Raw genomic sequence first — 23,302 nt, 5'->3', positions numbered from 1 at the left:
CATTCGCCCGCGAAAACCGTTACCCCAAAATCCAAAAGGTCGTCTGAATCTTTCAGACGACCTTTCTTCCTATACATCATTCCTTACCTGCACTCAAGCCCAGAAATCGCGTGGCGGATCGAGAACAGGTTTGACAATACCAGTGCGGATGGCGAAGTCGCCGAAGCCTTCGTCGTCGAGGCGGTTTTGCGCCCAGTTTCCGACCCAGCCGTCGACGATTTCGAGGATTTCGGGTTCGGTGATGTTTTCTTTGAACAGGCGCGGGATGCGGGTGCCTTCGCGGTTGCCGCCTGCGTAGAGGTTGTAGCGACCGACGGCTTTGCCGACCAAGCCGATTTCGGCGAGCATGGCGCGGCCGCAGCCGTTGGGGCAGCCGGTGACGCGCAGGACGATGTATTCGTCTTCCAAGCCGTATTTGGCGAACATTTCGTCGATTTTGTCGGAGAACGACGGCAGGAAGCGTTCGGCTTCCGCCATCGCCAGCGGACAGGTCGGCAGGGCGACGCACGCCATGGAGTTTTCGCGCTGGATGGTGATGGATTTGCTGATTAAGCCGTGTTCTTTGGCGATTTTGTCTATGGTGTCTTTCAGCTCGGGCGGAACGTTGGCGACGACGAGGTTTTGGTTGGCGGTCAGGCGGAAGTCGCCGGGATGGATTTTGGCGATTTCGCGCACGCCGGTTTTCAACGGTCTGCCGGGATAGTCGAGCAGGCGGCCGTTCTCGATGAACAGGGTCAGGTGCCAGTTGCCTTCGAGGCCTTTAACCCAGCCGATGTGGTCGCCGCGATGGGTGAAGGCGTAGGGGCGGATGGGTTGGAATTTGATGCCCATGCGCTTTTCGACTTCTTCTTTGAACACTTCGACGCCGACACGCTGGAGGGTATAGCGGGTGCGCGCGGCTTTGCGGTCGCTGCGGTTGCCCCAGTCGCGCTGGGTGCTGACGACGGCTTCGGCGGCGTTGAGGGTGTATTCGAGGGGGACGAAGCCGAATTCGTAGGAGGTGTTAGGATAGGTTTTGGTGTTGCCGTGTTCGCTGGATAGCCCGCCGCCGACAAGGACGTTGAAGCCGACAAGTTTGCCGTTTTCTTCGATGGCGACGAAGCCTAAGTCGTTGGAATGGATGTCCACATCGTTGTCGGGCGGGATGACGACGGCGGTTTTGAATTTGCGCGGCAGGTAGGTTTTGCCCAAAATCGGTTCGACGTCGTCGGCAATTTCTTTGTTGCGCGGCTCGGTCGGTTCGGTGGTGAACACTTTTTCACCGTCCAGCCAGACATCGGCGTAAGCCATGGTGCGCGGCAGAAGGTGCATACTGATGCGTTTCGCCCATTCGTAGGCTTCTTGGTGCAGCGGGCTTTGAACGGGATTGCTGGTGCAGAGTACGTTGCGGTTGACGTCGCTGGCGGTGGCGATGGAATCGAGGCCGAGTTTGTGCAGGGACTGGTGCGCCAGTTTCAAATCGGTTTTTAAAATACCGTGGTATTGGAAGGTTTGGCGGTTGGTCAGGCGGATGGAACCGTAAATGGTGTGGTCGCCGGCAAATTCGTCTATGCCCAGCCACTGCGCCGGCGTGATGATGCCGCCGGGCAAGCGACAGCGCAACATCATGTTTTTTAAGGGTTCGAGTTTTTGGTCGGTACGCTCGGCACGGATGTCGCGGTTGTCCTGCTCGTACATGCCGTGGAAACGGATAAGCTGGAAATTGTCGGCGGTAAAGCCGCCGGTAAAGTCGTCGGTCAAATCGTCTTTGATGGTACCGTGCAGATAGTCGCTGCGGTCTTTCAGGGCTTCGTTGCCGGAAAGCGGGGTGTCGGGCAGTTTGGCGCGCGGGTCGGCGGTGGTAGTCATAGGGTGCTCCTTATTCTCAGTTTGGAGCTACTTTAATCAGGTCGTCTGAAAATGGGAAAGAATGGTTTGTTCGATTTAAAGATGATTTCGTTATATCCAAAAGATTACCTGTAATGTAGGGGCACACTGCACCAAATAGAAAAAAGGTCGTCTGAAAATATTTTCAGACGACCTTTAACAGGATATTTGGGATTTAGCGCACGCTGCAAGAAGTTTCTACACGGTTGCCGTACGGATCGGTAAAGCTGAAGGATGCTTCGCCGTTTTTCTCATGCCATTCCGCACCTTTGCCGAACAGGCCGCGGTTGGAAGTGTAGCGCGAGCCGGAACCGGAAACATCGGATGACAATACAGCGCGCTTGTCGTCAAGGCGCAATTCCAACTGATCGTTATTCAAGTTGCGGACATCAACAGACAATCCGTTCTCACAAGAGAAAGTGCGCAAACGGCGGGACTCTGATGTGCGACGGTTTTCTTCATAACGACGCTCTTCACGGCGCATCTCGTTACGATCGTAATTATCATCACGATTGTCGTAACGGTGTTCATGGCGATGCTCGTGACGGGAACCACGTTCGAAATCATAATCCATGTCGGGTGCGACACAGGCACCAAGGGATAATGCGGCGGCAACAGCCAGTAATACTTTTGATTTCATAAATATCTCCTAAATAGGAATTTGTCTGCTAAATGCGCTGCCATGTTATAAACATCTCCACCTCCAAACAAGCGGGATTACGCTAATTTACCCGATATTCCTAAAACCGGTTGTTTGCAGGCAAAAAAGATATTTTTAATGATATTAACCAACATGAGTTTACATGATTACCAAAAAAATCCGCACCATTTTCAGGTGCGGACAGTCGATCCAACCGGTATTTAACGCTGACGTGCCTTAAAGCGCGGGTTACTCTTACAAATAACGTAAACCTTACCCTTCCTGCGGACGATTTGACAGTCGCGGTGGCGTTTTTTCGCTGTTTTCAGTGAAGATAAAACTTGCATTATTTGTCCTTTCTAAATGAAGACATCATCGATTGGAAACGCTGATTGAACTTGCTCGCACGCCCTTCAGTGTTAACGTTTCGCTGTCTGCCGGTGTACACAGGATGAGATGCAGACGACGTATCCAGCGCGAAAAGCGGGTATTCTTTTCCATCTTTCCAAACCATCGTCTTACCATGCGTCTCCGCACAAGAGCGGATAAGCCAGCCTTCATTTGCACCGCTGTCGAAAAATAAAACAGTACGGTAATTATCAGGATGAATATTCGGTTTCATCAATCAATACTCCATAATTAATATGTTATAATATAACATTATACACTATTTTAAAAATATCGCAAGTTCCCTCCAAATACCTTTTCATAAAAAAGAAATACGGATAAGGCATTAAACCTTACCTGTACTTCTTTTTCATGTATTTTAACGGTTATTCAACAACATAACCTTCTTTATCCCAATGCGTTTTCTTCACCAGCTGATCGTTGGAATAAACCGATTCTGACTTTTTGGCCCCATCTTCGTACCATTCCAAAACAATACCATTACGACGACCATTAGAAATGCTGATTTCCGATAAAATACGACCATTTTCGTCCCAACTCAAAATCTCAGTCGGTTTATCGTTGACCATATTCATTTCCATCTTCGGACTGCCGTCCGGATACCATTGCTTCCAATAACCGTTGGCTTTGTCGTGTTTGAACTGGATCTCGCTTTCCTTCACCCCATTACGGTAATATCGCGAACCGGTTCCTTCGCTCAAACCGTTTTGATAAGGCATCACAGCAGATTTCTTACCGTTCGGATACCAGTTTGTCCATTCACCGTTCGGCTTGCTGTTTCTATAAGTCCCTACCATTTTTTTCTGTCCGTTAAAATGCCAAAGCGTCAACGCCCCATTATCTAACACAGGAACAAACACTTTAATTTGCTCTGCAGGAACTTCATACGGATCAGAATATTTCTTCATGGACGGGTAATAAAAATCCTGCGCCTTGGCAATACCTGATTGAACCGTATATTGTCGGACATATGCAACCGATGACATCGTTGCTGTAATTTTGCCATGTTGATTAAAATAAACAGAATGGGATTGCGCCCATGTTTGAGAAAATACGCCTAAAAGCAGTACGGCAGCCAAACTTTTTTGCCAATATTGAATCATTGTCAGATTATCCGGAAACTGGAGCCAATAATATCGCTCCTTAGATTAAATGTGCAGATTGAAGTATTCCGACGACACATCATTGTGTTTGTATCATTATAACTTTCATAGCATGGATTGTTAAACACAATATCCGTGCAGGCTGTTGATATAAAAGACAATAACTTCGAAAAATGGTTCAATTCAATACAAGCAGCATCAATACATCATTTAAAAACAGGTACCTATCATATTTATTAAGGATGCTTATAAACTAGGTAAATATTTTCTAATACATAGCAAGCCCCAAAATCCATAAAAACAAACAGCCGCTTCCCTTAGATAAGGAAGCGGCTGTTTATCTAATAAATTAAGCAAGTGCTTTTTGTAAATCTGCCAATATAGAATTTAACCCGGCTTTAACTTCTTCCGCCTTTGCAGCAGGATGACCGTTTGCATCCAAAGAATCACGGCTGAAGCGGTCGACATAAGGCGCAAAGGTATCTTTCAGCTTCAACAGTTTCACCACATCGGAACGGGTGTAACGATCGCCGCCGTAACCGACAACGATACCGTTCTCATGTTGCCACTGGGCAAATTGTGACGGGCTGATTTGCACCAGTTCGCACATTTCGTCCAGCGAGAAATAACGTTTTGCAGGAATAACGGGATTAGCGTTGTTTGTCATAGTAATGCTCCACCATGCCTTTGAGTTTTTGGCTGGCATGGAAAGTTACTACGCGGCGGGCGGTAATCGGTACTTCTTCGCCGGTTTTCGGATTACGGCCGGGACGTTGCGGTTTGTCGCGCAACTGAAAATTACCGAAACCGGAAATTTTGATTTCTTCGCCGCGTGCCAAAGTGCTGCGGATTTCTTCAAAAAAGAGTTCGACGATTTCTTTGGCATCGTTTTTGGTTACATTGCTGACTTTATCTACCAAAATATCGGCCAATTCGGCTTTAGTTAATGTCATATTATTACCTTCTGTTGTAACAGGTGCAGATTATTACTAATTTCTATTTAAAATTCAAGCGAATATTTATTTTTTAGCTGCGAAGTTGCGCTCCCGCAGCAGTTGCCGCGTCAATCAGTTTTCCGATAACCGGCTCGACTGTTTCATCCGTCAGCGTGTTTTCCATATCCTGCAAAATCACTTTAACCGCCATGCTCTTCATCCCTTCAGGCAGTCCCGTACCGCGATACACGTCAAATACGCTGATTTCCTGTACCAACTTGTTTGCCGCGCCGTTCAAGGCGGCCAACAAATCATCATGGGTCATGGTTTCAGGCATCACAAAAGCCAAATCCCTGCGCACCGGCTGAAATTTCGATACTGCCTGATAACGCGTTTTTTCGCGTTCCAACACGGCTGCCATATCGATTTCAAATACCAGCGGTGCTTGCGGCAAGTCGTATTTTTGCAGCCATTTCGGATGCAATTCGCCGACAAAGCCGATGACCTGTCTGTCTGAAACGATATTGGCAGCGCGGCCTGGATGCAGGGCGGGATGTTCGGTTTTGACGAACTCAACTGCTTTGTTTTTCAACAGATTTTCTACATCGGCCTTGATGTCGTAAAAATCCGCGTTGCGCGTTTTCTCACCCCATTGTTCGGGCATCGCCGCACCGTACCACAGGCCGCCGATGCGTTCGTTTTGCACAAACCGGTCGTCTGAACCTTTGCTGAACACGCGGGCGATTTCAAACACGCGCACGCGGTTTTGCTTGCGGTTCAGATTGTTTTGCAAAATTTCCACCAAGCCGCCGATAAGCGTGGAACGCATCACGGCATACTGCGCCGCCAGCGGGTTTTGCAGGCGGATGGGGTTGTCGTTTGCGGCAAAATCAAGTTCCCACTGCTCGTCAACAAAGGCATAGCTGACCACTTCGCGGTAGCCGCGCGCCGCCATTTCGTTATAAACGGCAAAACGCGGACGGCGGGTTTCGGGCAGCGCCAGCATTTTCAGACGACCTGACGTGTAATCGTCGGGGATATTTTCATAGCCGTAAACGCGGCCGATTTCTTCAATCAAATCGGCTTCGATTTCGATGTCGAAACGAAAGCTCGGCGCGGTAACGCGGAAGCCTTCCGCCGTTTTTTCAGGCTGCAAGCCCAAGTGCTGCAAAATGGTTTCCACCTGCTCGGCAGGAATATTCACGCCCAACACGGTTTTCAGACGACCCAAACGCAATTCAACCTGTTTGTTTTCAGGTAGCCTGCCCAACGCTTCCACCATTTCGCCTGCCGCACCGCCGCAGATTTGCAAAACCAATTCGGTAGCGCGCTCGATGGCATCGGCCTGCAAACGGTAATCCACGCCGCGCTCAAAGCGGAACGACGAATCCGAGCCAAAACCGTATTGGCGCGATTTGCCGGCGATGATTTCAGGCGCAAACCAAGCCGCTTCCAGCACGATATTTTGTGTGTCGTCTGAAACCGCGCTTGCCGCGCCGCCCATCAGGCCTGCCAAACTCAACGCGCCTTTTTCATCGGCCACTACCAGCGTGTTTTCAGACAGGGAGACGGTTTTCTCGTTCAGGCATTCCAGCGTTTCACCTTCGCGCGCGCGGCGGATGTGCAGGCTGCCTGAAAGTTTGTCGGCATCGAAAACATGCATCGGCTGACCGATTTCCAGCATCACATAATTGCCGATATCCACCAGCGCAGACAGGCTGCGGATACCGCTGCGCTCCAAACGCTGCTTCATCCAATCCGGCGTAGCGGCGCGCGCGTTCACGTTTTCAATCACGCGGCTGATAAAGCGGCCGCAATCGGCAGGCGCATCAATCTGCACAGGCTGTTTGCGGCTACCTGTGATTGGCGCGGCATGGATTGCAGGTTGCTTGAACGCGCAGCCGGTCAGCGCGGACACTTCACGCGCAATGCCTTTGATGCTCAGGCAGTCGGCACGGTTCGGCGTGATTTTCAGCGTGAACACCGTGTCGTCCAAATCCAGATATTCGCGGATGTTTGTGCCGACGGGAGCGTCTTGCGGCAGAATGTGCAGGCCGTTCACGCCGTCGTCGGGCAGACCAAGTTCATCAGTGGAACACAACATCCCGTTCGACACCACGCCGCGCATCTTGGTCGGCTTGATTTTGAAATTGCCCGGCAACACCGCGCCCGGCAACGAACACGGCACTTTGATGCCCGCTTTCACATTCGGCGCACCGCACACAATCTGCACCAACTCACCCGTACCCGCATCAACTTGGGTAACGTTCAAACGATCGGCATCCGGATGTTTTTCAACGGATTTCACTTCGGCAATCACCACGCCTGTAAACGCCGGCGCGGCAGTCTCGGCTTCTTCCACTTCCAAGCCGGACATGGTTAACAGATGTTCCAGCTTATCGGCGGAAAGTTCGGTATCGGCTTGGGTTTTCAGCCATGAATAGGAGAATTGCATGTTATGTTCTCAATCAACTAATTAACTTTTTATCAGATTTTGTTTTCAGACGACCTGTTTGCTTGGTGGGGTGCAGGCTGCTTTTTAACTTTGTTGGGGCTGTCGCTTTCAGATAGTCTTTTCAAACCTTAAGCAATCAAATCAATAATATTGTTACGAACCACGCCAGCAAGGTATATCCTAAGGTGACACTCACTGTAAACGCTACACGCTCCCAGCTTTTAAACCGCGGCATCAACCAACTGCCGATCGCGGTGGCAAAACAGGATACGGCAAATGCGCTAAATCCGTAATTCGACCACCTTATTGCACCTTCCACATCGTCACCGGTCAGGGTTTTCAAATCGGCTAACGACAAAGCACGGATTTCGCAATAGATGGACAGCAACCACAGCGCAACAGCAAGTGCATAGCAAACGGATGGAGCGATATAGCGTTTCATGACTCGGCTTTCGGGTAAGCAAATTTGATTTTTACTTCGCTGAAGCTGCCGTTTTCAAGTAACCTTTATCGTGCTATTTCAGCGTAATTTCTGCAAAAACGGATTAAAGGCAATTTCCCATAAAAAGCCATCGGGGTCGGCGATATAGCCGCTGTATCCGCCCCAAAATACTTTCTGCGGGGCTTTGACGATATTCACATTTTTTGAGGCGAGCTCAGAAAACAATGCATCCACTTCAGCTTCGCTGCCGACATTATGCGCCAACGTAAAACATGGAAAACCGCTACCCTGCACTAATACCTGCGCGTCTTGCGCTAAGGCTTCCTTACCAAACAGAGCAAACCGCAGCGCGCTTCCTGTTTCAAAAAACGCAATGTTTTCATTACTGTCCACCGTTTCCTGCCAACCGAATATGTCTTGGTAAAAACGGCGGGAAATAGCAAGGTCGCCTACGCCGAGCGTGATGTAGTTAATATGCTGTTCCATAACGTTTTTCTATATTGGTTTAGTAAGCCCAGTATTGCTAGGCTACTTGTAATCCGCGTGGATATAACTAACCAGTTTGAGCAACTAGGCCGTAAAACTACCGAATACAACATCAATTTCTGCACAGGCGCGTTGAACCGCTACATCCCAGTTACTCGCCGTGCCTTCGGCATAGATAGTGTCCACTGAAGCAAAACCTAAAAAGCCGCCAAGCAGCGTTTTCAGATAGCTCGAGGCAAAATCCATTTGCGCCATCGGTCCATCAGTATAAACACTACCACTAGCCTGAAACAGTAGTACTTTGTGCGCACTCATCAGCCCTCGCGGTGTACCATCCGCTCCGTAGCGGAACGTTTCGCCAGGCACAACTAAATTATCTAACCAGTCTTTCAAACGGGCGGGAATGCCGAAGTTGTACATCGGATAGGCAATGACGAGTCGGCGGGTGGATTTGACTTGATTTACTACCGACATCAGTCGTGCCAGCAAAGCGGTCTGTTCCGCATTCGGCTGCTGCTCTTGGAACACAGTTGCGACAAACATTTCCAGAACCGCTTTGTCCAGCGGCTGTATGTCAGTCTCTGCCAAATTAACAGTTTGTGCACTACCTACGGGCAGTTTGGATAACAGGTGTGCAACCATGCGATTGGTGGCGGAAGCAGAGGAATACGGGTCAGGGTGTGCGTTGATAATCAGAGTATCCATAATTTCGGCATCCTTGTCTTTACAATAGGAAAATAAACAATTGCTGGAAAATCAGGTTTAGGCTTGTAGCCTAGATTAACAAATCCGACATTTTCAAGCTATTTGAAAGGCAAGTAAGGCTACTAAGGCTACTTTTTAGGTTCAAACCGCCTGAAATAGCAGATGCAATGAAGTTAAAATCGCTTAGCCAAACTGCTTCAAAAAGTTCAAATCGTTATCAAAAAACAGCCGCAAATCGTTCACGTTATAACGCAACATGGCGAAACGGTCGAGGCCGATGCCGAAGGCGAAACCGGTGTATTTCTCGGGGTCGATATTCACGTTTCTCAACACGTTGGGATGCACCATGCCGCAGCCACCGACTTCCAGCCATTTGCCGTTTTCGCCCATAATGTCGATTTCGGCTGACGGTTCTGTAAACGGAAAGAAAGACGGGCGGAAACGTACTTGCAAATCATCGCGTTCGAAAAAGCGGCGGATGAAATCGGTAAACACGGCTTTCAAATCAGCGAAGGTTACGCCCTCTTCTACCCACAGACCTTCAGCTTGGTGGAACATGGGCGAGTGCGTAGCATCGCTGTCCACACGGTAAACGCGGCCAGGGGCAATAATGCGGATGGGCGGCTCTTTTTTATCGAGCATGTAGCGGATTTGAATCGGGGAAGTGTGCGTACGTAAAACATCGCCGTTTTCAACGTAGAACGTATCCTGCATGGCGCGGGCCGGGTGGTTTGCAGGAATATTCAGGGCTTGGAAGTTGTGGAAATCGTCTTCGATTTCCGGACCGTCCGCCACTTCAAAACCCATGCCGTGAAAGAGTTCGACCACGCGCTGCAAGGTCAGGGTTACGGGATGAAGACCGCCATTTTCCTGCGCGCGTCCAGGCAGGGTAATATCGAGAGCTTCGGCGGCAAGCTGGGCTTGGAGTTTGGCTTCGTTGAGGGCATCGCGTTTATTGTTAAAGGCCGTCTGAAACTGGTTTTTGCACTCATTGATATGCGCACCTATGGTTTTGCGCTCTTCAGGCGACATTTGACCTAAGGTTTTCAGAAGTCCGGTCAATTCGCCGGTTTTACCAAGATAGCGGGCTTTGATTTGTTCTAGAGCGTTGAAGTCTTGCGCGGCTTCTACTGCGGCAATGCCTTCTGCAACGATACGGTTTACATTTTCCATAGTGGTTTTATCGTCTGTCGGTTGATGATGGGTCGTCTGAAACAATGAGGCCGCCTGTATGGTTTGGTGTTGCCAAACTTTTCAGACGACCTTTTATCTGTTTACGGCCAATCCGTTTGATAGAATCGGCGTATTTTAACGCAAATCAATTTAAAAAAATAGACTTTAAAGAAAGAAAATCAATCACATAGACTTTCTTCAAACAAAGAAAAAAGGAAGCCGTAGCTTCCTTTTTAAATTTTTTTGGATTAAGCAGCCAAAGCAGCTTTAGCTTTCTCAACCAATTGTGCAAAAGCGGCTTTGTCAAATACAGCCAGATCAGCCAATACTTTGCGGTCGATTTCGATAGAGGCGCGTTTCAGACCGTTCATGAATTTGCTGTAAGACAGACCATTTTCACGGGCACCTGCATTGATACGGACAATCCACAGTTGACGGAATTGGCGTTTGCGTTGACGACGGTCACGGTATGCGTATTGACCGGCTTTCATTACCGCTTGCTTGGCAACGCGGTATACGTTTTTACGACGACCGCGGTAGCCTTTGGCTAACGCGAAGATTTTTTGGTGACGGGCACGAGCGGTTACACCGCGTTTTACGCGTGGCATATTCTAAACTCCTTAAGCGTAGGGTAACATTTTAGCAACAGAAGCCAAATCGCGATCGTTTACCATAGAGGTACCGCGCAATTGGCGTTTGTTTTTAGTGGTCTTTTTAGTCAAGATGTGGCGTTTGAACGCATGAGCGCGTTTTACACCGCCGTTACCCAGTACTTTGAAGCGTTTTTTCGCGCTAGACTTGGTTTTCATTTTAGGCATGGGAAAACTCCATTCGTTATTAGATAAGGCATCAGGGGGTTTTAAAACATTGGTTTCAAACACTTGAACCCAAAATGCCACGGTTTTTGCCGCCAATCAAAAGCTTACTCCGAAGCGGCAATCGGATTAAGCTAAAAATTATAACTTTATTTTTTCTTTGGTGCAATCATCATCACCATTTGACGGCCTTCCATTTTAGGGAAGGATTCGATTTGGGCTACTTCCGCCAAATCTTCTTTTACGCGCTCTAAAAGTTGCGCACCGAGTTGTTGGTGAGCCATTTCACGACCACGGAAACGGAGTGTTACTTTGACTTTATCGCCGTCAGCCAAGAAGCGGTTGATGTTGCGCATTTTGATTTGATAATCGCCTTCATCGGTACCCGGACGGAATTTGATTTCCTTAATTTGCACCTGCTTCTGATTTTTCTTGGCTTCGTCGCGTTTCTTGGCTTGTTGGTATTTATATTTACCGTAATCCATCAGTTTGCACACGGGCGGTTTGGCAGTAGGGGAAATCTCTACCAAATCCACATCCTGCTCTTCGGCCATAGCCAAAGCTTCACGAACCGATACGACACCAAGCTGTTCGCCTGACTCACTGATTAAACGCACTTCTTTGGCGGTAATTTCGCCATTGATTCGTGCTTCGCGTTCTTGAGCGATGATGAATACTCCTATAAAAATTAATGGTTGACGAGGGCATCCGCGATTTCTTGCTGTAGTTGTGCAATGAAATCATCCAAATCCAAAGAACCCAAGTCTTCTGCTTTGCGGCGCACGGCCACTTTGTTTTCCTGCTTCTCTTTATCGCCGACAACGATTTGATAAGGGAAGCGGTATTGGCTGTTATCGCGGATTTTGTAGCCAATTTTTTCGTTACGCAAATCCAGCTCCACACGGAAGCCTGCGGCTTGCAATTTGGCAGCCACTTCACGGCAGTAATCCGCTTGATTTTCGGTGATATTCATAATCACCATTTGAACCGGCGCCAACCACAACGGGAAAGAACCTGCATGGTTTTCAATCAAAATACCGATAAATCGTTCCAAAGAACCCAAAATGGCGCGGTGCAACATTACCGGACGGGCGCGGTCATTGTTTTCGGTTACATATTCTGCATCTAAGCGTTCCGGCAATACAAAGTCCAGTTGCAGCGTACCACACTGCCAAGAACGTCCCAATGCGTCTTTGACGTGATATTCGATTTTAGGTCCGTAGAACGCGCCCTCACCCGGCAACTCGTCCCATTCCACGCCGCAAGCAGTCAATGCTTCGCGTAGACCTTGTTCTGCCTTATCCCACACGTCGTCTGAACCGGCGCGCTTCTCAGGACGCAGTGAAAGCTTGACGGATACATCGTGGAAACCGAATTGCTTGTAAATACGAACCAGCAATTCATTAAATGCCCGCGCTTCGCTGACAATTTGATCTTCGGTGCAGAAAATATGCGCATCGTCTTGTACAAAACCGCGAACACGCATCAGTCCATGCAATGCACCACTCGGCTCGTTGCGATGGCAAGAGCCAAACTCTGCCAAACGCATCGGCAAATCACGGTACGAGCGCAAGCCGTTATTGAAAATCTGAACATGTCCGGGGCAATTCATTGGTTTAACCGCATATTCGCGTTTTTCCGAACTGGTTACGAACATATTGTCTTTGTAGTTATCCCAGTGACCGGATTTTTCCCAAAAGGTTTTATCCATGATTTGGGGAGTTTTGACTTCTTTATAGCCGGCGGCATTCAGCTCTTTACGCATATGCTGCTCGATAGTCTGCCACAAAGCCCAACCTTTGGGATGCCAAAACACCATACCCGGCGCTTCGTCTTGCAAGTGGAACAAATCCAGTTGTTTGCCCAATTTGCGATGATCGCGTTTTTCTGCTTCTTCGATACGCTGGATATAGGCTTTTAATTCGTCTTTTGTCGCCCAAGCCGTACCGTAAATACGTTGCAGCATTTCATTATTACTGTCTCCACGCCAGTATGCACCTGCCAACTTGGTCAGCTTGAAGTTTTTCAGGAAACGGGTGTTCGGAACGTGCGGACCGCGGCACATATCGACATATTCCTGATGATGATACATACCCATTGCTTCAACTTCGGGCATATCGTCAATCAAGCGCAGCTTGTATTCTTCACCGCGATCTTGGAAAATTTTGATGGTTTCGGCGCGCGGAGTCATAATTTTGACTACATCATAATCCTGAGCAATCAATTCTTTCATACGCGCTTCGATGGCAGCGACATCTTCAGGCGTAAACGGTTTTTCCGTTGCGATATCGTAATAAAAGCCCTCTTCAATGACGGGGCCGATAACCATTTTTGCATTAGGATAGAGCTGCTTGACCGCATGACCGACAAGGTGGGCGCAAGAGTGGCGGATGATTTCGACGCCTTCTTGGTCTTTCGGGGTAATAATTTGGACGGTTGAATCTTCGGTAATCGGATCGCATGCATCGACCAATTTACCGTTTACCTTACCCGCCACTGTCGCCTTCGCCAAACCTGCTCCGATAGACGCGGCAATCTGTGCCACGGTAACGGGCGATTCGTACTGGCGGACTGAGCCGTCCGGCAAGGTAATGTTCAACATCAAACAAGCTCCAAAACATTAAAAAATAACGGCATAAATGCCGTTTGAGAAATTTGGTAGGCACGATTGGATTCGAACCAACGACCCCCACCATGTCAAGGTGGTGCTCTAACCAACTGAGCTACGTGCCTGTTTAATAGGGTTTGGATTATAGACGATACTTTGACGCGATGGCAAGCATGAAAATGAGGTTTCAGACGACATTGTCGAAACATTGTGATTTTTTTGAAACATTTTCAACAGTGAACATCTCGATACGAACTAAGGTCGTCTGAAATATTCAAACACCGCTATTGCGATGAAAATCCTTTATAATCGCGTTTTTACCTCAATCGTTTGACTGCACGGCGGCTTCGCACGCCGTTTTCTACATTATAGATACAACCTATGCTCAAATTTACCTTACACAAAAAAGACGGTTACGCCCGACGCGGCACGCTGGAACTGAACCACGGCAAAATCGAAACGCCCGTATTTATGCCGGTCGGCACTTACGGCTCGGTTAAAGCGATGAATCCGCAAAACCTGCACGACATCAAGGCACAAATTATTTTGGGCAACACTTACCATTTATGGCTGCGCCCCGGTTTGGAAGTTATCGAACAATTCGGCGGATTGCACGAATTTATCGGCTGGGACAAACCTATCTTGACCGACTCAGGCGGTTTTCAGGTTTTCTCGCTCTCCGATATGCGCAAACTCACCGAAGAAGGCTGCACCTTCCAAAGCCCGATTAACGGCGACAGACTCTTCCTCTCGCCCGAAATCTCCATGAAAATCCAGACTGTACTCAACTCTGACATCGTGATGCAGTTGGACGAATGCACACCGGGCGAAGCAACGCACGAGCAGGCGCAAAAGTCCCTGCAAATGAGCCTACGCTGGGCAGAACGAAGCAAAAAAGCCTTTGAAGACTTGAAGAACCCGAATGCCTTATTCGGCATCGTGCAAGGCGCGATGTATGAAGATTTGCGCGCAGAATCGCTGCGCGGGCTGGAACAATTCGACTTCCCCGGCCTTGCCATCGGAGGGCTGTCCGTCGGCGAACCCAAACCCGAAATGTACCGCATGCTGCGCGCCGTCGGACCGATGCTGCCCGAACACAAACCGCATTACCTGATGGGCGTCGGCACACCCGAAGACCTCGTTTACGGCGTGGCACACGGCGTGGACATGTTCGACTGCGTCATGCCCACCCGCAATGCGCGCAACGGCTGGCTGTTCACCCGTTTCGGCGATTTGAAAATCAAAAACGCTAAACACAAGCTCGACAAACGCCCGATAGACGAAAGCTGCACCTGCTACGCCTGCCAAAACTTCAGCCGCGCCTACCTGCACCACCTGCACCGCACCGGCGAAATCTTGGGCGCGCAACTCAACACCATCCATAACCTACATTTCTACCAAGTCATCATGGCGGAAATGCGCGAAGCCATCGAGCAAGGAAAATTTGCCGACTGGCAGGCGCAATTTCATGAAAACCGCGCCCGCGGAGTGGATTGAGATTTAACTATGCTTATCGAGGTCGTCTGAAAACATTTATCTTGATTGACCCTTTGCTTTTCAGACGACCTTTTGCACAAAATATCATTCAATATTAAAGAAAGAAACCATGCCCCGTTTCCTGCCAGAGCCTCCCCTCCCGTACACCGACCAAACCCGTACCGCCGTCCTACTGCTTAACCTCGGCACACCGGATGCTCCGACCGCGCAAGCCGTCAAACCTTACCTGCGCGACTTTTTATCCGACCAACGCGTGGTAGAACTGCCGAAGCTGTTGTGGCAACCGATTTTGCGTGGCCTGATACTGACGCTGCGCCCGAAAAAAAGTGCGCATGCCTATGAAAAAATCTGGTTTAAAGAAGGCTCGCCCTTATTGGTTTATACCGCACGCCAAGCCGAAGCCTTGGACCAACTACTGCCGGATATAACCGTCCGCTACGCCATGACTTACGGCAAACCGGGCGTTGACGACGTCTTGGCGGAATTGAAATCGCAAGGCATCGGTAATCTTTTGGTAGTCCCGCTTTATCCGCAATATGCGGCATCAAGCACAGGCGCGGCTTTGGATAAAGTATTCTTGCAATTACTGCGCCAGCGCAACCAACTCAGCATACGCACGGTATCCCGTTTCTACGATGATGCAGGCTATATCGAAGCCATGAAAAAGCAGATTCAGGCATATTGGGCGGAACAGGGGCGCGGCGAAAAACTGATGCTGAGTTTTCACGGCATACCGCAGAAACAGTACGACGAAGGCGACCCTTATCCCGACGAATGCCGCCATACCGCCAAACTGCTTGCCGAAGCCTTGGAGCTCACTGAGCAGGAATATATCGTTTCCTTCCAAAGCCAGTTCGGCAAGGCAAAATGGGTTAAACCGAGTACGCAGGTTCTGTTTGACGAACTACCGAAACAAGGCATAACGAAATTGGACGTTTTCTGTCCGGGCTTCATGGCAGACTGCTTGGAAACGATGGAAGAAATCGCTTTGATGGGGCGCGAACAATTTCACGCCGCAGGCGGTAAAGAATACCGCTATATCCCCTGCCTGAACGACGGCGCAGAATGGATAGGCGCGCTGGCAGATTTGGTGCGGCGCAATTTGCGCGGATGGGTTTGAAGTATCCTTCCGTTTGTTTGACTTAAATCTAAGGTCGTCTGAAAAGCTTAGGCAGGATAGGTTTTCAGATGACCTTTATTGTATGATTGCCCTATTCCTCTAAAACAAAAACATCCCGACCATCTGCAAGGACAAACCATGAAAACCATCCACATCCTGACTCTTGCCGCACTCTCCTGCTTTTCCGCCCCAACTTTCGCCGCCGATGCCGCACAGATGGCGCAAGGGCAGAAAATTTACGAAACCAACTGCGCTGCCTGCCACGGTAAAAAAGGCGAAGGCAGAGGCGCAATGTTCCCGCCCCTGTTCCGTTCCGACTACATCATGAAAAAACCGCAAGTACTGTTGAACAGCATGCTCAAAGGCATCAACGGCCCGATCAAGGTTAACGGCAAACCCTACAACGGCTTCATGCCCGCAACAGCCATCAACGAAGCGGACGTAGCAGCAGTTTCGACCTACATCATGAATGCATTTGATAACGGTGGCGGCACCATCACCGAAAAAGATGTGAAAGCAGCAAAAGGCAAAAAATAACCGCTCCCGCAATCAAGAGGTCGTCTGAAACCATGCTTTCAGACGACCTCTGTTATAATCGCTCCGCTTTGCAATAAATGACTTCCCGATTCCGCCGCCCGAAGGACGGTGTTCCGACCATTAAGGATTTTGATGAATATGTTTACCCAAGCAGCCCAAGAATTGACCACCGTCCGCGACATCCTGCGTTTCGCCGTCAGCCGTTTCAACGATGCCGGTTTGTTTTTCGGGCATGGCTCGGACAACGCGCACGATGAAGCCGCCTACCTGATTCTGCACACCCTCAACCTGCCGCTGGACACGCTGGAGCCTTACCTCGACGCCAAGCTGCTGCAAAGCGAGAAAGAAGAAGTGTTGGTAGTGCTGGAACGCCGCGCAGTCGAACACATCCCCGCCGCCTACCTTACCCATCAGGCATGGCAAGGCGATTTCGATTTTTATGTTGACGAACGCGTCATCGTACCGCGCTCGTTTATTTACGAACTGCTCGGCGACAGCCTCACCCCATGGATAGAGCATCCCGAATTGGTTCACCGCGCATTGGATTTATGCACCGGCAGCGGCTGCCTCGCCATCCAAATGGCACACCACTACCCCGCCGCTGAAATTGACGCCGTCGATTTGAGTTTGGATGCGCTGGAAGTAGCCGCCATCAACGTTGAAGATTATGGTTTGGAAGAGCGCATTAACCTGATTCACACCGACTTGTTCGAAGGATTGGAAGGCACATACGACCTGATTGTTTCCAACCCGCCCTACGTCGATGCCGAATCGGTCGATATGCTGCCCGACGAATACCTGCACGAACCCGAACTCGCCTTGGGCAGCGGCGAAGACGGTTTGGACGCCACCCGCCAAATCCTGCTGCACGCAGCCAAATACCTCAATCCCAAAGGCGTACTGCTGGTCGAAATCGGACACAACCGCGATGTATTGGAAGCCGCCTATCCCGAGCTGCCGTTTACTTGGCTGGAAACCAGCGGCGGCGACGGATTCGTATTCTTACTGACCCGCGAGCAGCTATTGGGCGAATACTAACCCGTCCTTTTTCAAGCAGCATTGATATAAAAAGGTCGTCTGAAAACTTTCAGACGACCTTTTTTCAACCGTTCAAGCGATTAACAACATCTTCCGCCGTTTGCGCCGCAGCGGCGTTTGCGGCAGTAGTCTTGAAATTGCAGCTCGGTCATGACGGGGGCGTTGGGATTATGTTTGCGCTGTTGGGCAACGTAGTTTTCATAATCGGGCACGCCTGCCATGAGGTTGGCGGTAAGTTTGGCGGTTTTCCACCAAGCGGCGAGTTTACGCTTCACTTTGTGCCTCCGGTTGTTTGCCGTCGCGGTACACCGCCGGAATTTCTTTAGCGGTTGACCAGCCGACTTTGCGTGCTTTCATGGCGGTACGCACGCCGTAGATGGCAACGACGACGACGACGGAGAGGAACAATGCGGTCAGACCGGCATTGATTTGGTCGTTAAAGATGATTTGCGACATTTCGCCGATGTCTTTAGCGGGCGCGAGGACTTCGTTTTTAGCCAATGCGTCGCTGTATTTGCCGGCATGGGCAAGGAAGCTGACACGCGGGTCGCTGTGGAACAGTTTTTGCAGACCGGCATAGCAGGTTACAAACAGTACGCCGACGGCAGGAACGAGTGCCACCCAGACATAACGGTCGCGTTTCATCTTAATCAACACAACGGCACACATAATCAAGGCTACGCCTGCCAGCATTTGGTTGGCGATGCCGAACAAAGGCCAGAGCGAGTTGATGCCGCCCAACGGGTCGGTCACGCCGGTGTAAAGGAAGTAGCCCCACAATGCCACGGCGAAGAAGGTCGCAATCAGGTTGGCAGGGATGGAGTCGGTGTTACCGAAAGGTTTGTAGAAGATACTGCCCAAGTCTTGAATCATGAAACGTGCGACGCGGGTACCGGCATCGACGGCGGTCAGGATGAACAAGGCTTCAAACAACAGGGCAAAGTGATACCAGAATGCCATCATGGCTTCGCCCGGAATCAGGCGGCTCATGATGTGCGCCATACCGACTGCGAGGGTAGGCGCACCGCCCGCACGGGATAGGATGGTGTTTTCGCCGACTTCCTTAGCGGTGTGCAACAGGGTTGCGGCATCGACAGAGAATTGCAGCTTGGTGGTAATTACTTCGGCGGCAGTATTGGCGTCTGTGCCGATCAAGGCAGCAGGGCTGTTCATGGCGAAGTACACGCCGGGATCAAGCGATGCAGCAGCGGCAAGCGCCATAATGGCCACGAAACTTTCCATCAACATACCGCCGTAACCGATCATGCGGACGTGGGTTTCGTTTTCCAGCATTTTCGGCGTAGTACCGGAAGAAATCAGCGCGTGGAAGCCTGAAACCGCACCACAGGCGATGGTAATGAAGAGGAACGGGAACAATGCACCTGAGAATACTGGGCCGGAACCGTCGATAAAGTGGGTCACGGCAGGCATTTGCAGCGCAGGGCTGACGATGAGGATGCCGATGGCGAGTGCGACAATCGTACCGATTTTCAGGAAGGTAGAGAGATAGTCGCGCGGTGTCAGCAGCAGCCATACCGGCAATACTGATGCTACGAAGCCGTAAATCATAATCGCCCAAGTGAGCTGGATGCCGTCAAGGTCAAACCAGTGACCGATGGAGCTGTGCGCCACATTGTCGCCGTAAATAACCGCCAGCATCAGCAGGATAAAGCCGACGATGGAAATTTCGCCGATTTTGCCCGGACGGATATAGCGGGTGTAAATACCCATAAACAGCGCAATCGGCATGGTGGCGGCAATCGTAAACGTACCCCAAGGGCTGTGAACCAGTGCTTTCACCACAATCAACGCCAACACCGCCATGATGATAACCATAATCATCAAAATACCGATGGACGCGATCACGCCGGGTACAGTGCCGAGTTCTTGTTTTACGATATCGCCCAAAGACTTACCGTCGCGGCGCATGGAGACGAACAAGACCATCATGTCTTGTACCGCGCCGGCAAACACTACGCCGAAGATAATCCACAGCGTACCCGGCAGATAACCCATTTGCGCAGCCAGCACGGGACCGACCAAGGGACCTGCGCCCGCAATCGCGGCAAAGTGGTGTCCGAACAATACGCCTTTGTGTGTCGGCACATAGTCCAAACCGTCATTGTGCCGCTCGGCGGGCGTGAGGCGGTTCGGATCAAGCTGCATCACATATTTGGCGATGTAGAGACTGTAAAAACGGTAAGCGATGCAGTACACCGACACGGCGGCGGTGACCATCCATACCGCACTGACCTGCTCGCCCCGACTGAGGGCCAAAGTGGTAAAGGACGCTACGCCGACCAAAACCACAATGCCCCAAATAAGGAACGTTTTGAGCGATTTCATTGTTTAATCCTTAAAATACAAGAGTGAGAATGTTCGGGTTCTTATTGTTGCGGGGGGACAAACTGCATCCCGAAGCATTTATGGAAGAAAAAAATGAAGCGATGATGGTGCGGGAACCCTGGCTTGAGATAATTAATAAACAAGGGAACCAAAACCCTAGAATGTTAACTATTATCAAGCCTAGCGTAAGGTTAACACAATCCGATAATGTGCGGGCTAGATTTAACTCAAGCAATCGTCATTCATTACGATATTACCGCTTATTTTTTGACAGACTCTTTACAAATGCCATAAAGCCACACTGCCCAGTTGCATATGGCTAAAAGGTTAACGCCACGCCATCCCAATTCAATCAGCCCCATAAACAAAAAGGTCGTCCCTTTCGGGTGGCAATATATAAGCAACTGTATTTTTCACCCCGTCGGGCAAAAATACCAAAACTCAAATCAAGCCGTTTGGATACCGTTTTCGGCAAAATAATCACGCATCCGGGCATTCAATATCGTCAGCAGTTTGCGCATACATGCCGTAACGGCAACCTTATACGGCTTACCCTTGGACAGTAGGCGCTGATAGAAATCCCGAATAAGCGGTTCAAAACGTGTCGCTACCACGGTAGCCATATACAGTGCCTTACGCACCGCAGACCTTCCGCCGAAGCAGCGGCTTTTGAATTTGGTTTCGCCGCTCTCCCTCGGATGTGGGGCAATACCGACCAAACTCGCTATCCGTTTGTGGCTCAGCCGTCCCAATTCGGGCAGCATCGCCATCAGCGTAGCCGTCGTTATCGAACCGATGCCTTTGATTTGTTCCGCCACTTTGGCTTTGCCGTCAAAATGCGTGTGGGTGTGGTCATCGATTTGTTTGTCCAATTCGTCAATCAGCCGGTCAAAATGGGCAATCAGTTGTTTGACGCTTTCGACTTGCGTTTCATGAACCTGATGCAGACGGTTTTTCTCGGCAGTCCGCATATCCACCAGTTGGTTGCGGCGGTTGACCAATGCTTCCAACACTTCCTCCGCTTCGGTGGGCGGTTGGTAGAGCATGGTTTGCCAACCTTCTTTCTGCGTCATCATCTGTGCGAAGAAGGCGAGCATTTGGGCATCTTTGGCATCGGTTTTGGTCAGCGACTGCGATTGGGCAAACTGATGCGTCTGACGCGGGTTGGCGATAATCACGGCTATGCCTGCGCGGTGGATGGCTTTGGCGGCGGGGATTTCGAGACCGCCGGTGCTTTCCATCACGACGAGGGCGACGTTGTGTTTTTTAAGGTACTCGATAGTATGGGCGATACCTTTTGGGTTGTTGGTTTCGGTTTTGGTTTTAGACAAAGACGAAACGGCAATAACGAAGTTTCGTTTGGCGATGTCGATGCCTGCGTAATGGTATTGGGTACTCATCATAAACCTGCCTTGCATTCGGTTGTGTTGTCTGGCAACTGTCCGGTTGTGTCGATGGGTTGCCCGACCGCTCCCTGAGCTACTCAACGGTTGTTTGCCTTGGTCGGATGCGGGTGGCGGCCTGGCGGTTTGTTGCTATGATACGGGAGTTCCGATATACAAGAGTTGGATTTTGCAGTTGTCGCAAGTACAGCATTTGCTGACGCATGAAATAATGACTTTATCACCGACTTTGATGTTTTTTACAGCCTCGCCGACTTCTTCTACAATACCGATGCCTTCATGACCGAGAATACGGCCGTCGGCAACTTCGGGGTTTTTGCCTTTCCAAATACCCAAGTCGGTACCGCAAATCGTGGTTTTGACGATTTTCACCACTGCGTCGGTCGGATCGATAATCTGCGGACGGGGTTTTTCTTCAAAACGGATGTCGTTTGCGCCGTGATAAACCATTGCTTTCATGCTGATACTCCTTGCTTGTTGATAAATAATTTCAATACCGCAATAAAGTCTCTTTATATGAGTTATATACCCCTACAAAAAATAAGTCAATAAGAATTATTTTCACGATGTTATACCATAACATGTTGTTTTGAATATAAATAAAACCCCCGATTGATATTAATGAACACACCCATCCCCTTCTCCGAACGGCTCATCCGCTGGCAAAAACAACACGGTCGCCACCACCTCCCTTGGCAGGTCAAAAACCCTTATTGCATCTGGCTTTCCGAAATCATGCTCCAGCAGACACAGGTCGCCACCGTTTTAGACTACTATCCGCGTTTCTTAGAAAAATTCCCGACCGTACAAACGCTTGCCGCCGCGCCGCAAGACGAAGTGTTGTCGTTGTGGGCGGGCTTGGGCTATTACAGCCGCGCGCGCAATCTGCACAAAGCCGCGCAACAAGTCTTCGAACAATTCGACGGCACGTTTCCGTCGGAGCGTAAAGACTTGGAAACCCTCTGCGGCATAGGCAGAAGCACCGCCGCCGCCATTTGCGCCTTCGCCTTCAACCGCCGCGAAACCATTTTGGACGGCAACGTCAAACGCGTACTCTGCCGCGTGTTCGCCCGCGACGGCAATCCGCAGGACAAAAAATTCGAAAACTCACTCTGGACGCTTGCCGAAAGCCTGCTGCCGTCTGAAAACGCCGATATGCCCGCCTACACGCAAGGCTTGATGGACTTGGGCGCAACCGTGTGCAAACGGACAAAACCCTTGTGCCACCAATGTCCGATGGCGGACATCTGCGAAGCGAAAAAGCAAAACCGCATCGCCGAGCTGCCGCGTAAAAAAAACGCCCCCGAAGTACAAACCCTGCCGCTTTACTGGCTGATTATCCGCAACCCAGACGGCGCAATCTTGCTGGAAAAACGTCCTGCCAAAGGCATTTGGGGCGGGCTGTATTGCGTGCCGTGTTTTGAAAAACTGGACGAAACATACGCTTGCGCCGAAAAACTCGGCATTTTTTCAGAGTGCGCAGCCTCCCCGTGGGACGACCTTTCCGAGCAAGCCTCCCTCACCCACCGCCTGACGCATCGTTTATTGATGATTACGCCACTTGAAGCGCAAACCAGCTCGCCTGAAAATACAGCCTTGCCGCCAAACCGCCTTTGGGTGAAACCCGAAAACTTGGCGGATTACGGCTTGCCCAAACCGCTGGCGGATTATCTGAAACAACGGCAACAAGCATTGTTTTGAAAATGCTTGAAAATCAAACTCACA

Annotated in this window: 24 protein-coding genes, 1 tRNA gene and 1 pseudogene; 5 read left to right on the top strand and 21 right to left on the bottom strand. The window is 50.1% G+C overall.

What is annotated here, in order from left to right; genetic code table 11:
- Positions 1-93 precede the first annotated feature (93 nt).
- The 17 genes from cysI to J7445_RS01295 all read right to left on the bottom strand — a co-directional run bounded on the left by cysI (position 94) and on the right by J7445_RS01295 (position 13,761).
- A complete protein-coding gene (gene cysI, locus J7445_RS01375; RefSeq protein ID WP_070656683.1) occupies positions 94-1,848 on the bottom strand; it encodes an assimilatory sulfite reductase (NADPH) hemoprotein subunit in 1,755 nt (584 codons plus the stop codon).
- A gap of 193 nt (positions 1,849-2,041) precedes the next feature.
- Entirely contained in the window at positions 2,042-2,506 is a 465-nt protein-coding gene (locus J7445_RS01370; RefSeq protein ID WP_045072395.1) for an MliC family protein, read from the bottom strand.
- Positions 2,507-2,727: 221 nt separating this feature from the next.
- Complete coding sequence (gene ykgO / locus J7445_RS01365) at positions 2,728-2,853, bottom strand: type B 50S ribosomal protein L36 (RefSeq protein WP_003685279.1); 126 nt, start codon at positions 2,851-2,853, stop codon at positions 2,728-2,730.
- On the bottom strand, positions 2,853-3,128 hold the full coding sequence (locus tag J7445_RS01360; protein WP_003744241.1) for a type B 50S ribosomal protein L31: 276 nt from the start codon (positions 3,126-3,128) through the stop codon (positions 2,853-2,855). Before J7445_RS01360 ends, ykgO begins: the two co-directional genes overlap by 1 nt.
- 151 nt (positions 3,129-3,279) lie before the next feature.
- The gene (locus tag J7445_RS01355) at positions 3,280-4,017 is read right to left on the bottom strand and encodes a toxin-antitoxin system YwqK family antitoxin (RefSeq protein ID WP_070656682.1); all 738 of its coding nucleotides are present in this window, start codon (positions 4,015-4,017) and stop codon (positions 3,280-3,282) included.
- A 349-nt stretch (positions 4,018-4,366) separates the two neighbouring features.
- Positions 4,367-4,684, bottom strand: coding sequence for a hypothetical protein (locus J7445_RS01350; protein ID WP_070441035.1), 318 nt, complete (start codon positions 4,682-4,684; stop codon positions 4,367-4,369).
- Positions 4,668-4,970, bottom strand: a complete 303-nt coding sequence (locus J7445_RS01345) for an integration host factor subunit alpha (RefSeq protein ID WP_003675494.1) — start codon at positions 4,968-4,970, stop codon at positions 4,668-4,670. Before J7445_RS01345 ends, J7445_RS01350 begins: the two co-directional genes overlap by 17 nt.
- A 73-nt stretch (positions 4,971-5,043) precedes the next feature.
- On the bottom strand, positions 5,044-7,407 hold the full coding sequence (gene pheT, locus J7445_RS01340; protein ID WP_070656681.1) for a phenylalanine--tRNA ligase subunit beta: 2,364 nt from the start codon (positions 7,405-7,407) through the stop codon (positions 5,044-5,046).
- A 136-nt stretch (positions 7,408-7,543) separates the two neighbouring features.
- Positions 7,544-7,849: a hypothetical protein gene (locus J7445_RS01335; RefSeq protein WP_019270261.1), complete on the bottom strand. Its 306-nt coding sequence runs from the start codon at positions 7,847-7,849 to the stop codon at positions 7,544-7,546.
- 78 nt (positions 7,850-7,927) lie between these two features.
- Entirely contained in the window at positions 7,928-8,335 is a 408-nt protein-coding gene (locus J7445_RS01330) for a VOC family protein (protein WP_019270262.1), read from the bottom strand.
- Between the two features lie 84 nt (positions 8,336-8,419).
- Positions 8,420-9,040: an FMN-dependent NADH-azoreductase gene (locus J7445_RS01325; protein ID WP_070656680.1), complete on the bottom strand. Its 621-nt coding sequence runs from the start codon at positions 9,038-9,040 to the stop codon at positions 8,420-8,422.
- A 183-nt stretch (positions 9,041-9,223) separates the two neighbouring features.
- Positions 9,224-10,213 (bottom strand): phenylalanine--tRNA ligase subunit alpha, encoded by a 990-nt coding sequence (pheS, locus tag J7445_RS01320; protein ID WP_019270264.1) that lies wholly within the window; start codon positions 10,211-10,213, stop codon positions 9,224-9,226.
- Between the two features lie 248 nt (positions 10,214-10,461).
- Positions 10,462-10,821 (bottom strand): 50S ribosomal protein L20, encoded by a 360-nt coding sequence (rplT, locus tag J7445_RS01315; protein ID WP_002214103.1) that lies wholly within the window; start codon positions 10,819-10,821, stop codon positions 10,462-10,464.
- Positions 10,822-10,833: 12 nt separating this feature from the next.
- Positions 10,834-11,031 carry a 50S ribosomal protein L35 gene (rpmI, locus tag J7445_RS01310; RefSeq protein WP_002232040.1) on the bottom strand — a complete coding sequence of 66 codons (198 nt, stop codon included), beginning with the start codon at positions 11,029-11,031 and terminating at the stop codon, positions 10,834-10,836.
- A 146-nt stretch (positions 11,032-11,177) separates the two neighbouring features.
- Positions 11,178-11,699, bottom strand: a complete 522-nt coding sequence (gene infC / locus J7445_RS01305) for a translation initiation factor IF-3 (protein ID WP_074895063.1) — start codon at positions 11,697-11,699, stop codon at positions 11,178-11,180.
- Between the two features lie 17 nt (positions 11,700-11,716).
- Positions 11,717-13,630, bottom strand: coding sequence for a threonine--tRNA ligase (gene thrS / locus J7445_RS01300; protein ID WP_070656679.1), 1,914 nt, complete (start codon positions 13,628-13,630; stop codon positions 11,717-11,719).
- A 54-nt stretch (positions 13,631-13,684) separates the two neighbouring features.
- Positions 13,685-13,761 (bottom strand) — tRNA-Val (locus J7445_RS01295).
- 256 nt (positions 13,762-14,017) lie between these two features.
- Here J7445_RS01295 and tgt point away from each other — a divergent pair.
- The 4 genes from tgt (at position 14,018) to prmB (ending at position 17,828) form a co-directional block, all read left to right on the top strand.
- Complete coding sequence (gene tgt / locus J7445_RS01290) at positions 14,018-15,133, top strand: tRNA guanosine(34) transglycosylase Tgt (RefSeq protein ID WP_070656678.1); 1,116 nt, start codon at positions 14,018-14,020, stop codon at positions 15,131-15,133.
- Positions 15,134-15,242: 109 nt separating this feature from the next.
- Positions 15,243-16,253, top strand: a complete 1,011-nt coding sequence (gene hemH / locus J7445_RS01285; RefSeq protein WP_070656677.1) for a ferrochelatase — start codon at positions 15,243-15,245, stop codon at positions 16,251-16,253.
- Between the two features lie 138 nt (positions 16,254-16,391).
- On the top strand, positions 16,392-16,790 hold the full coding sequence (locus tag J7445_RS01280) for a c-type cytochrome (protein WP_039404779.1): 399 nt from the start codon (positions 16,392-16,394) through the stop codon (positions 16,788-16,790).
- Between the two features lie 138 nt (positions 16,791-16,928).
- Positions 16,929-17,828, top strand: a complete 900-nt coding sequence (prmB, locus tag J7445_RS01275) for a 50S ribosomal protein L3 N(5)-glutamine methyltransferase (protein WP_070656694.1) — start codon at positions 16,929-16,931, stop codon at positions 17,826-17,828.
- Positions 17,829-17,908: 80 nt separating this feature from the next.
- Here the strand turns inward: prmB and J7445_RS01270 are convergent, their stop codons facing one another.
- The 4 genes and pseudogenes from J7445_RS01270 to J7445_RS01255 all read right to left on the bottom strand — a co-directional run.
- Positions 17,909-18,103: a YbdD/YjiX family protein gene (locus tag J7445_RS01270; RefSeq protein ID WP_003744600.1), complete on the bottom strand. Its 195-nt coding sequence runs from the start codon at positions 18,101-18,103 to the stop codon at positions 17,909-17,911.
- Positions 18,093-20,174 carry a carbon starvation CstA family protein gene (locus J7445_RS01265; RefSeq protein WP_070656676.1) on the bottom strand — a complete coding sequence of 694 codons (2,082 nt, stop codon included), beginning with the start codon at positions 20,172-20,174 and terminating at the stop codon, positions 18,093-18,095. The genes J7445_RS01270 and J7445_RS01265 overlap by 11 nt, the downstream gene beginning before the upstream one ends.
- 446 nt (positions 20,175-20,620) lie before the next feature.
- The gene (locus tag J7445_RS01260; RefSeq protein WP_425326070.1) at positions 20,621-21,592 is read right to left on the bottom strand and encodes an IS110 family RNA-guided transposase; all 972 of its coding nucleotides are present in this window, start codon (positions 21,590-21,592) and stop codon (positions 20,621-20,623) included.
- A 144-nt stretch (positions 21,593-21,736) separates the two neighbouring features.
- A pseudogene (locus tag J7445_RS01255) lies at positions 21,737-22,036 on the bottom strand (alcohol dehydrogenase catalytic domain-containing protein); the annotation flags it as partial.
- 162 nt (positions 22,037-22,198) lie between these two features.
- On the opposite strand from J7445_RS01255, the gene mutY reads away from it, so the two are divergent.
- The gene (gene mutY, locus J7445_RS01250) at positions 22,199-23,278 is read left to right on the top strand and encodes an A/G-specific adenine glycosylase (protein WP_019270273.1); all 1,080 of its coding nucleotides are present in this window, start codon (positions 22,199-22,201) and stop codon (positions 23,276-23,278) included.
- Positions 23,279-23,302: the final 24 nt, after the last annotated feature.

The sequence above is a fragment of the Neisseria sicca genome, assembly GCF_017753665.1.
Classification (GTDB): Bacteria; Pseudomonadota; Gammaproteobacteria; order Burkholderiales; family Neisseriaceae; genus Neisseria; species Neisseria flava.
This window is presented reverse-complemented; position numbering and strand designations above follow the sequence as displayed.

Bases quoted from the DNA above. Each gene is read 5' to 3' on its own strand.
- cysI (WP_070656683.1), bottom strand. From the start codon at position 1,848: ATGACTACCACCGCCGACCCGCGCGCCAAACTGCCCGACACCCCGCTT.
- J7445_RS01370 (WP_045072395.1), bottom strand. From the start codon at position 2,506: ATGAAATCAAAAGTATTACTGGCTGTTGCCGCCGCATTATCCCTTGGT.
- ykgO (WP_003685279.1), bottom strand. From the start codon at position 2,853: ATGCAAGTTTTATCTTCACTGAAAACAGCGAAAAAACGCCACCGCGAC.
- J7445_RS01360 (WP_003744241.1), bottom strand. From the start codon at position 3,128: ATGAAACCGAATATTCATCCTGATAATTACCGTACTGTTTTATTTTTC.
- J7445_RS01355 (WP_070656682.1), bottom strand. From the start codon at position 4,017: ATGATTCAATATTGGCAAAAAAGTTTGGCTGCCGTACTGCTTTTAGGC.
- J7445_RS01350 (WP_070441035.1), bottom strand. From the start codon at position 4,684: ATGACAAACAACGCTAATCCCGTTATTCCTGCAAAACGTTATTTCTCG.
- J7445_RS01345 (WP_003675494.1), bottom strand. From the start codon at position 4,970: ATGACATTAACTAAAGCCGAATTGGCCGATATTTTGGTAGATAAAGTC.
- pheT (WP_070656681.1), bottom strand. From the start codon at position 7,407: ATGCAATTCTCCTATTCATGGCTGAAAACCCAAGCCGATACCGAACTT.
- J7445_RS01335 (WP_019270261.1), bottom strand. From the start codon at position 7,849: ATGAAACGCTATATCGCTCCATCCGTTTGCTATGCACTTGCTGTTGCG.
- J7445_RS01330 (WP_019270262.1), bottom strand. From the start codon at position 8,335: ATGGAACAGCATATTAACTACATCACGCTCGGCGTAGGCGACCTTGCT.
- J7445_RS01325 (WP_070656680.1), bottom strand. From the start codon at position 9,040: ATGGATACTCTGATTATCAACGCACACCCTGACCCGTATTCCTCTGCT.
- pheS (WP_019270264.1), bottom strand. From the start codon at position 10,213: ATGGAAAATGTAAACCGTATCGTTGCAGAAGGCATTGCCGCAGTAGAA.
- rplT (WP_002214103.1), bottom strand. From the start codon at position 10,821: ATGCCACGCGTAAAACGCGGTGTAACCGCTCGTGCCCGTCACCAAAAA.
- rpmI (WP_002232040.1), bottom strand. From the start codon at position 11,031: ATGCCTAAAATGAAAACCAAGTCTAGCGCGAAAAAACGCTTCAAAGTA.
- thrS (WP_070656679.1), bottom strand. From the start codon at position 13,630: ATGTTGAACATTACCTTGCCGGACGGCTCAGTCCGCCAGTACGAATCG.
- tgt (WP_070656678.1), top strand. From the start codon at position 14,018: ATGCTCAAATTTACCTTACACAAAAAAGACGGTTACGCCCGACGCGGC.
- hemH (WP_070656677.1), top strand. From the start codon at position 15,243: ATGCCCCGTTTCCTGCCAGAGCCTCCCCTCCCGTACACCGACCAAACC.
- J7445_RS01280 (WP_039404779.1), top strand. From the start codon at position 16,392: ATGAAAACCATCCACATCCTGACTCTTGCCGCACTCTCCTGCTTTTCC.
- prmB (WP_070656694.1), top strand. From the start codon at position 16,929: ATGTTTACCCAAGCAGCCCAAGAATTGACCACCGTCCGCGACATCCTG.
- J7445_RS01265 (WP_070656676.1), bottom strand. From the start codon at position 20,174: ATGAAATCGCTCAAAACGTTCCTTATTTGGGGCATTGTGGTTTTGGTC.
- J7445_RS01260 (WP_425326070.1), bottom strand. From the start codon at position 21,592: ATGCAAGGCAGGTTTATGATGAGTACCCAATACCATTACGCAGGCATC.
- mutY (WP_019270273.1), top strand. From the start codon at position 22,199: ATGAACACACCCATCCCCTTCTCCGAACGGCTCATCCGCTGGCAAAAA.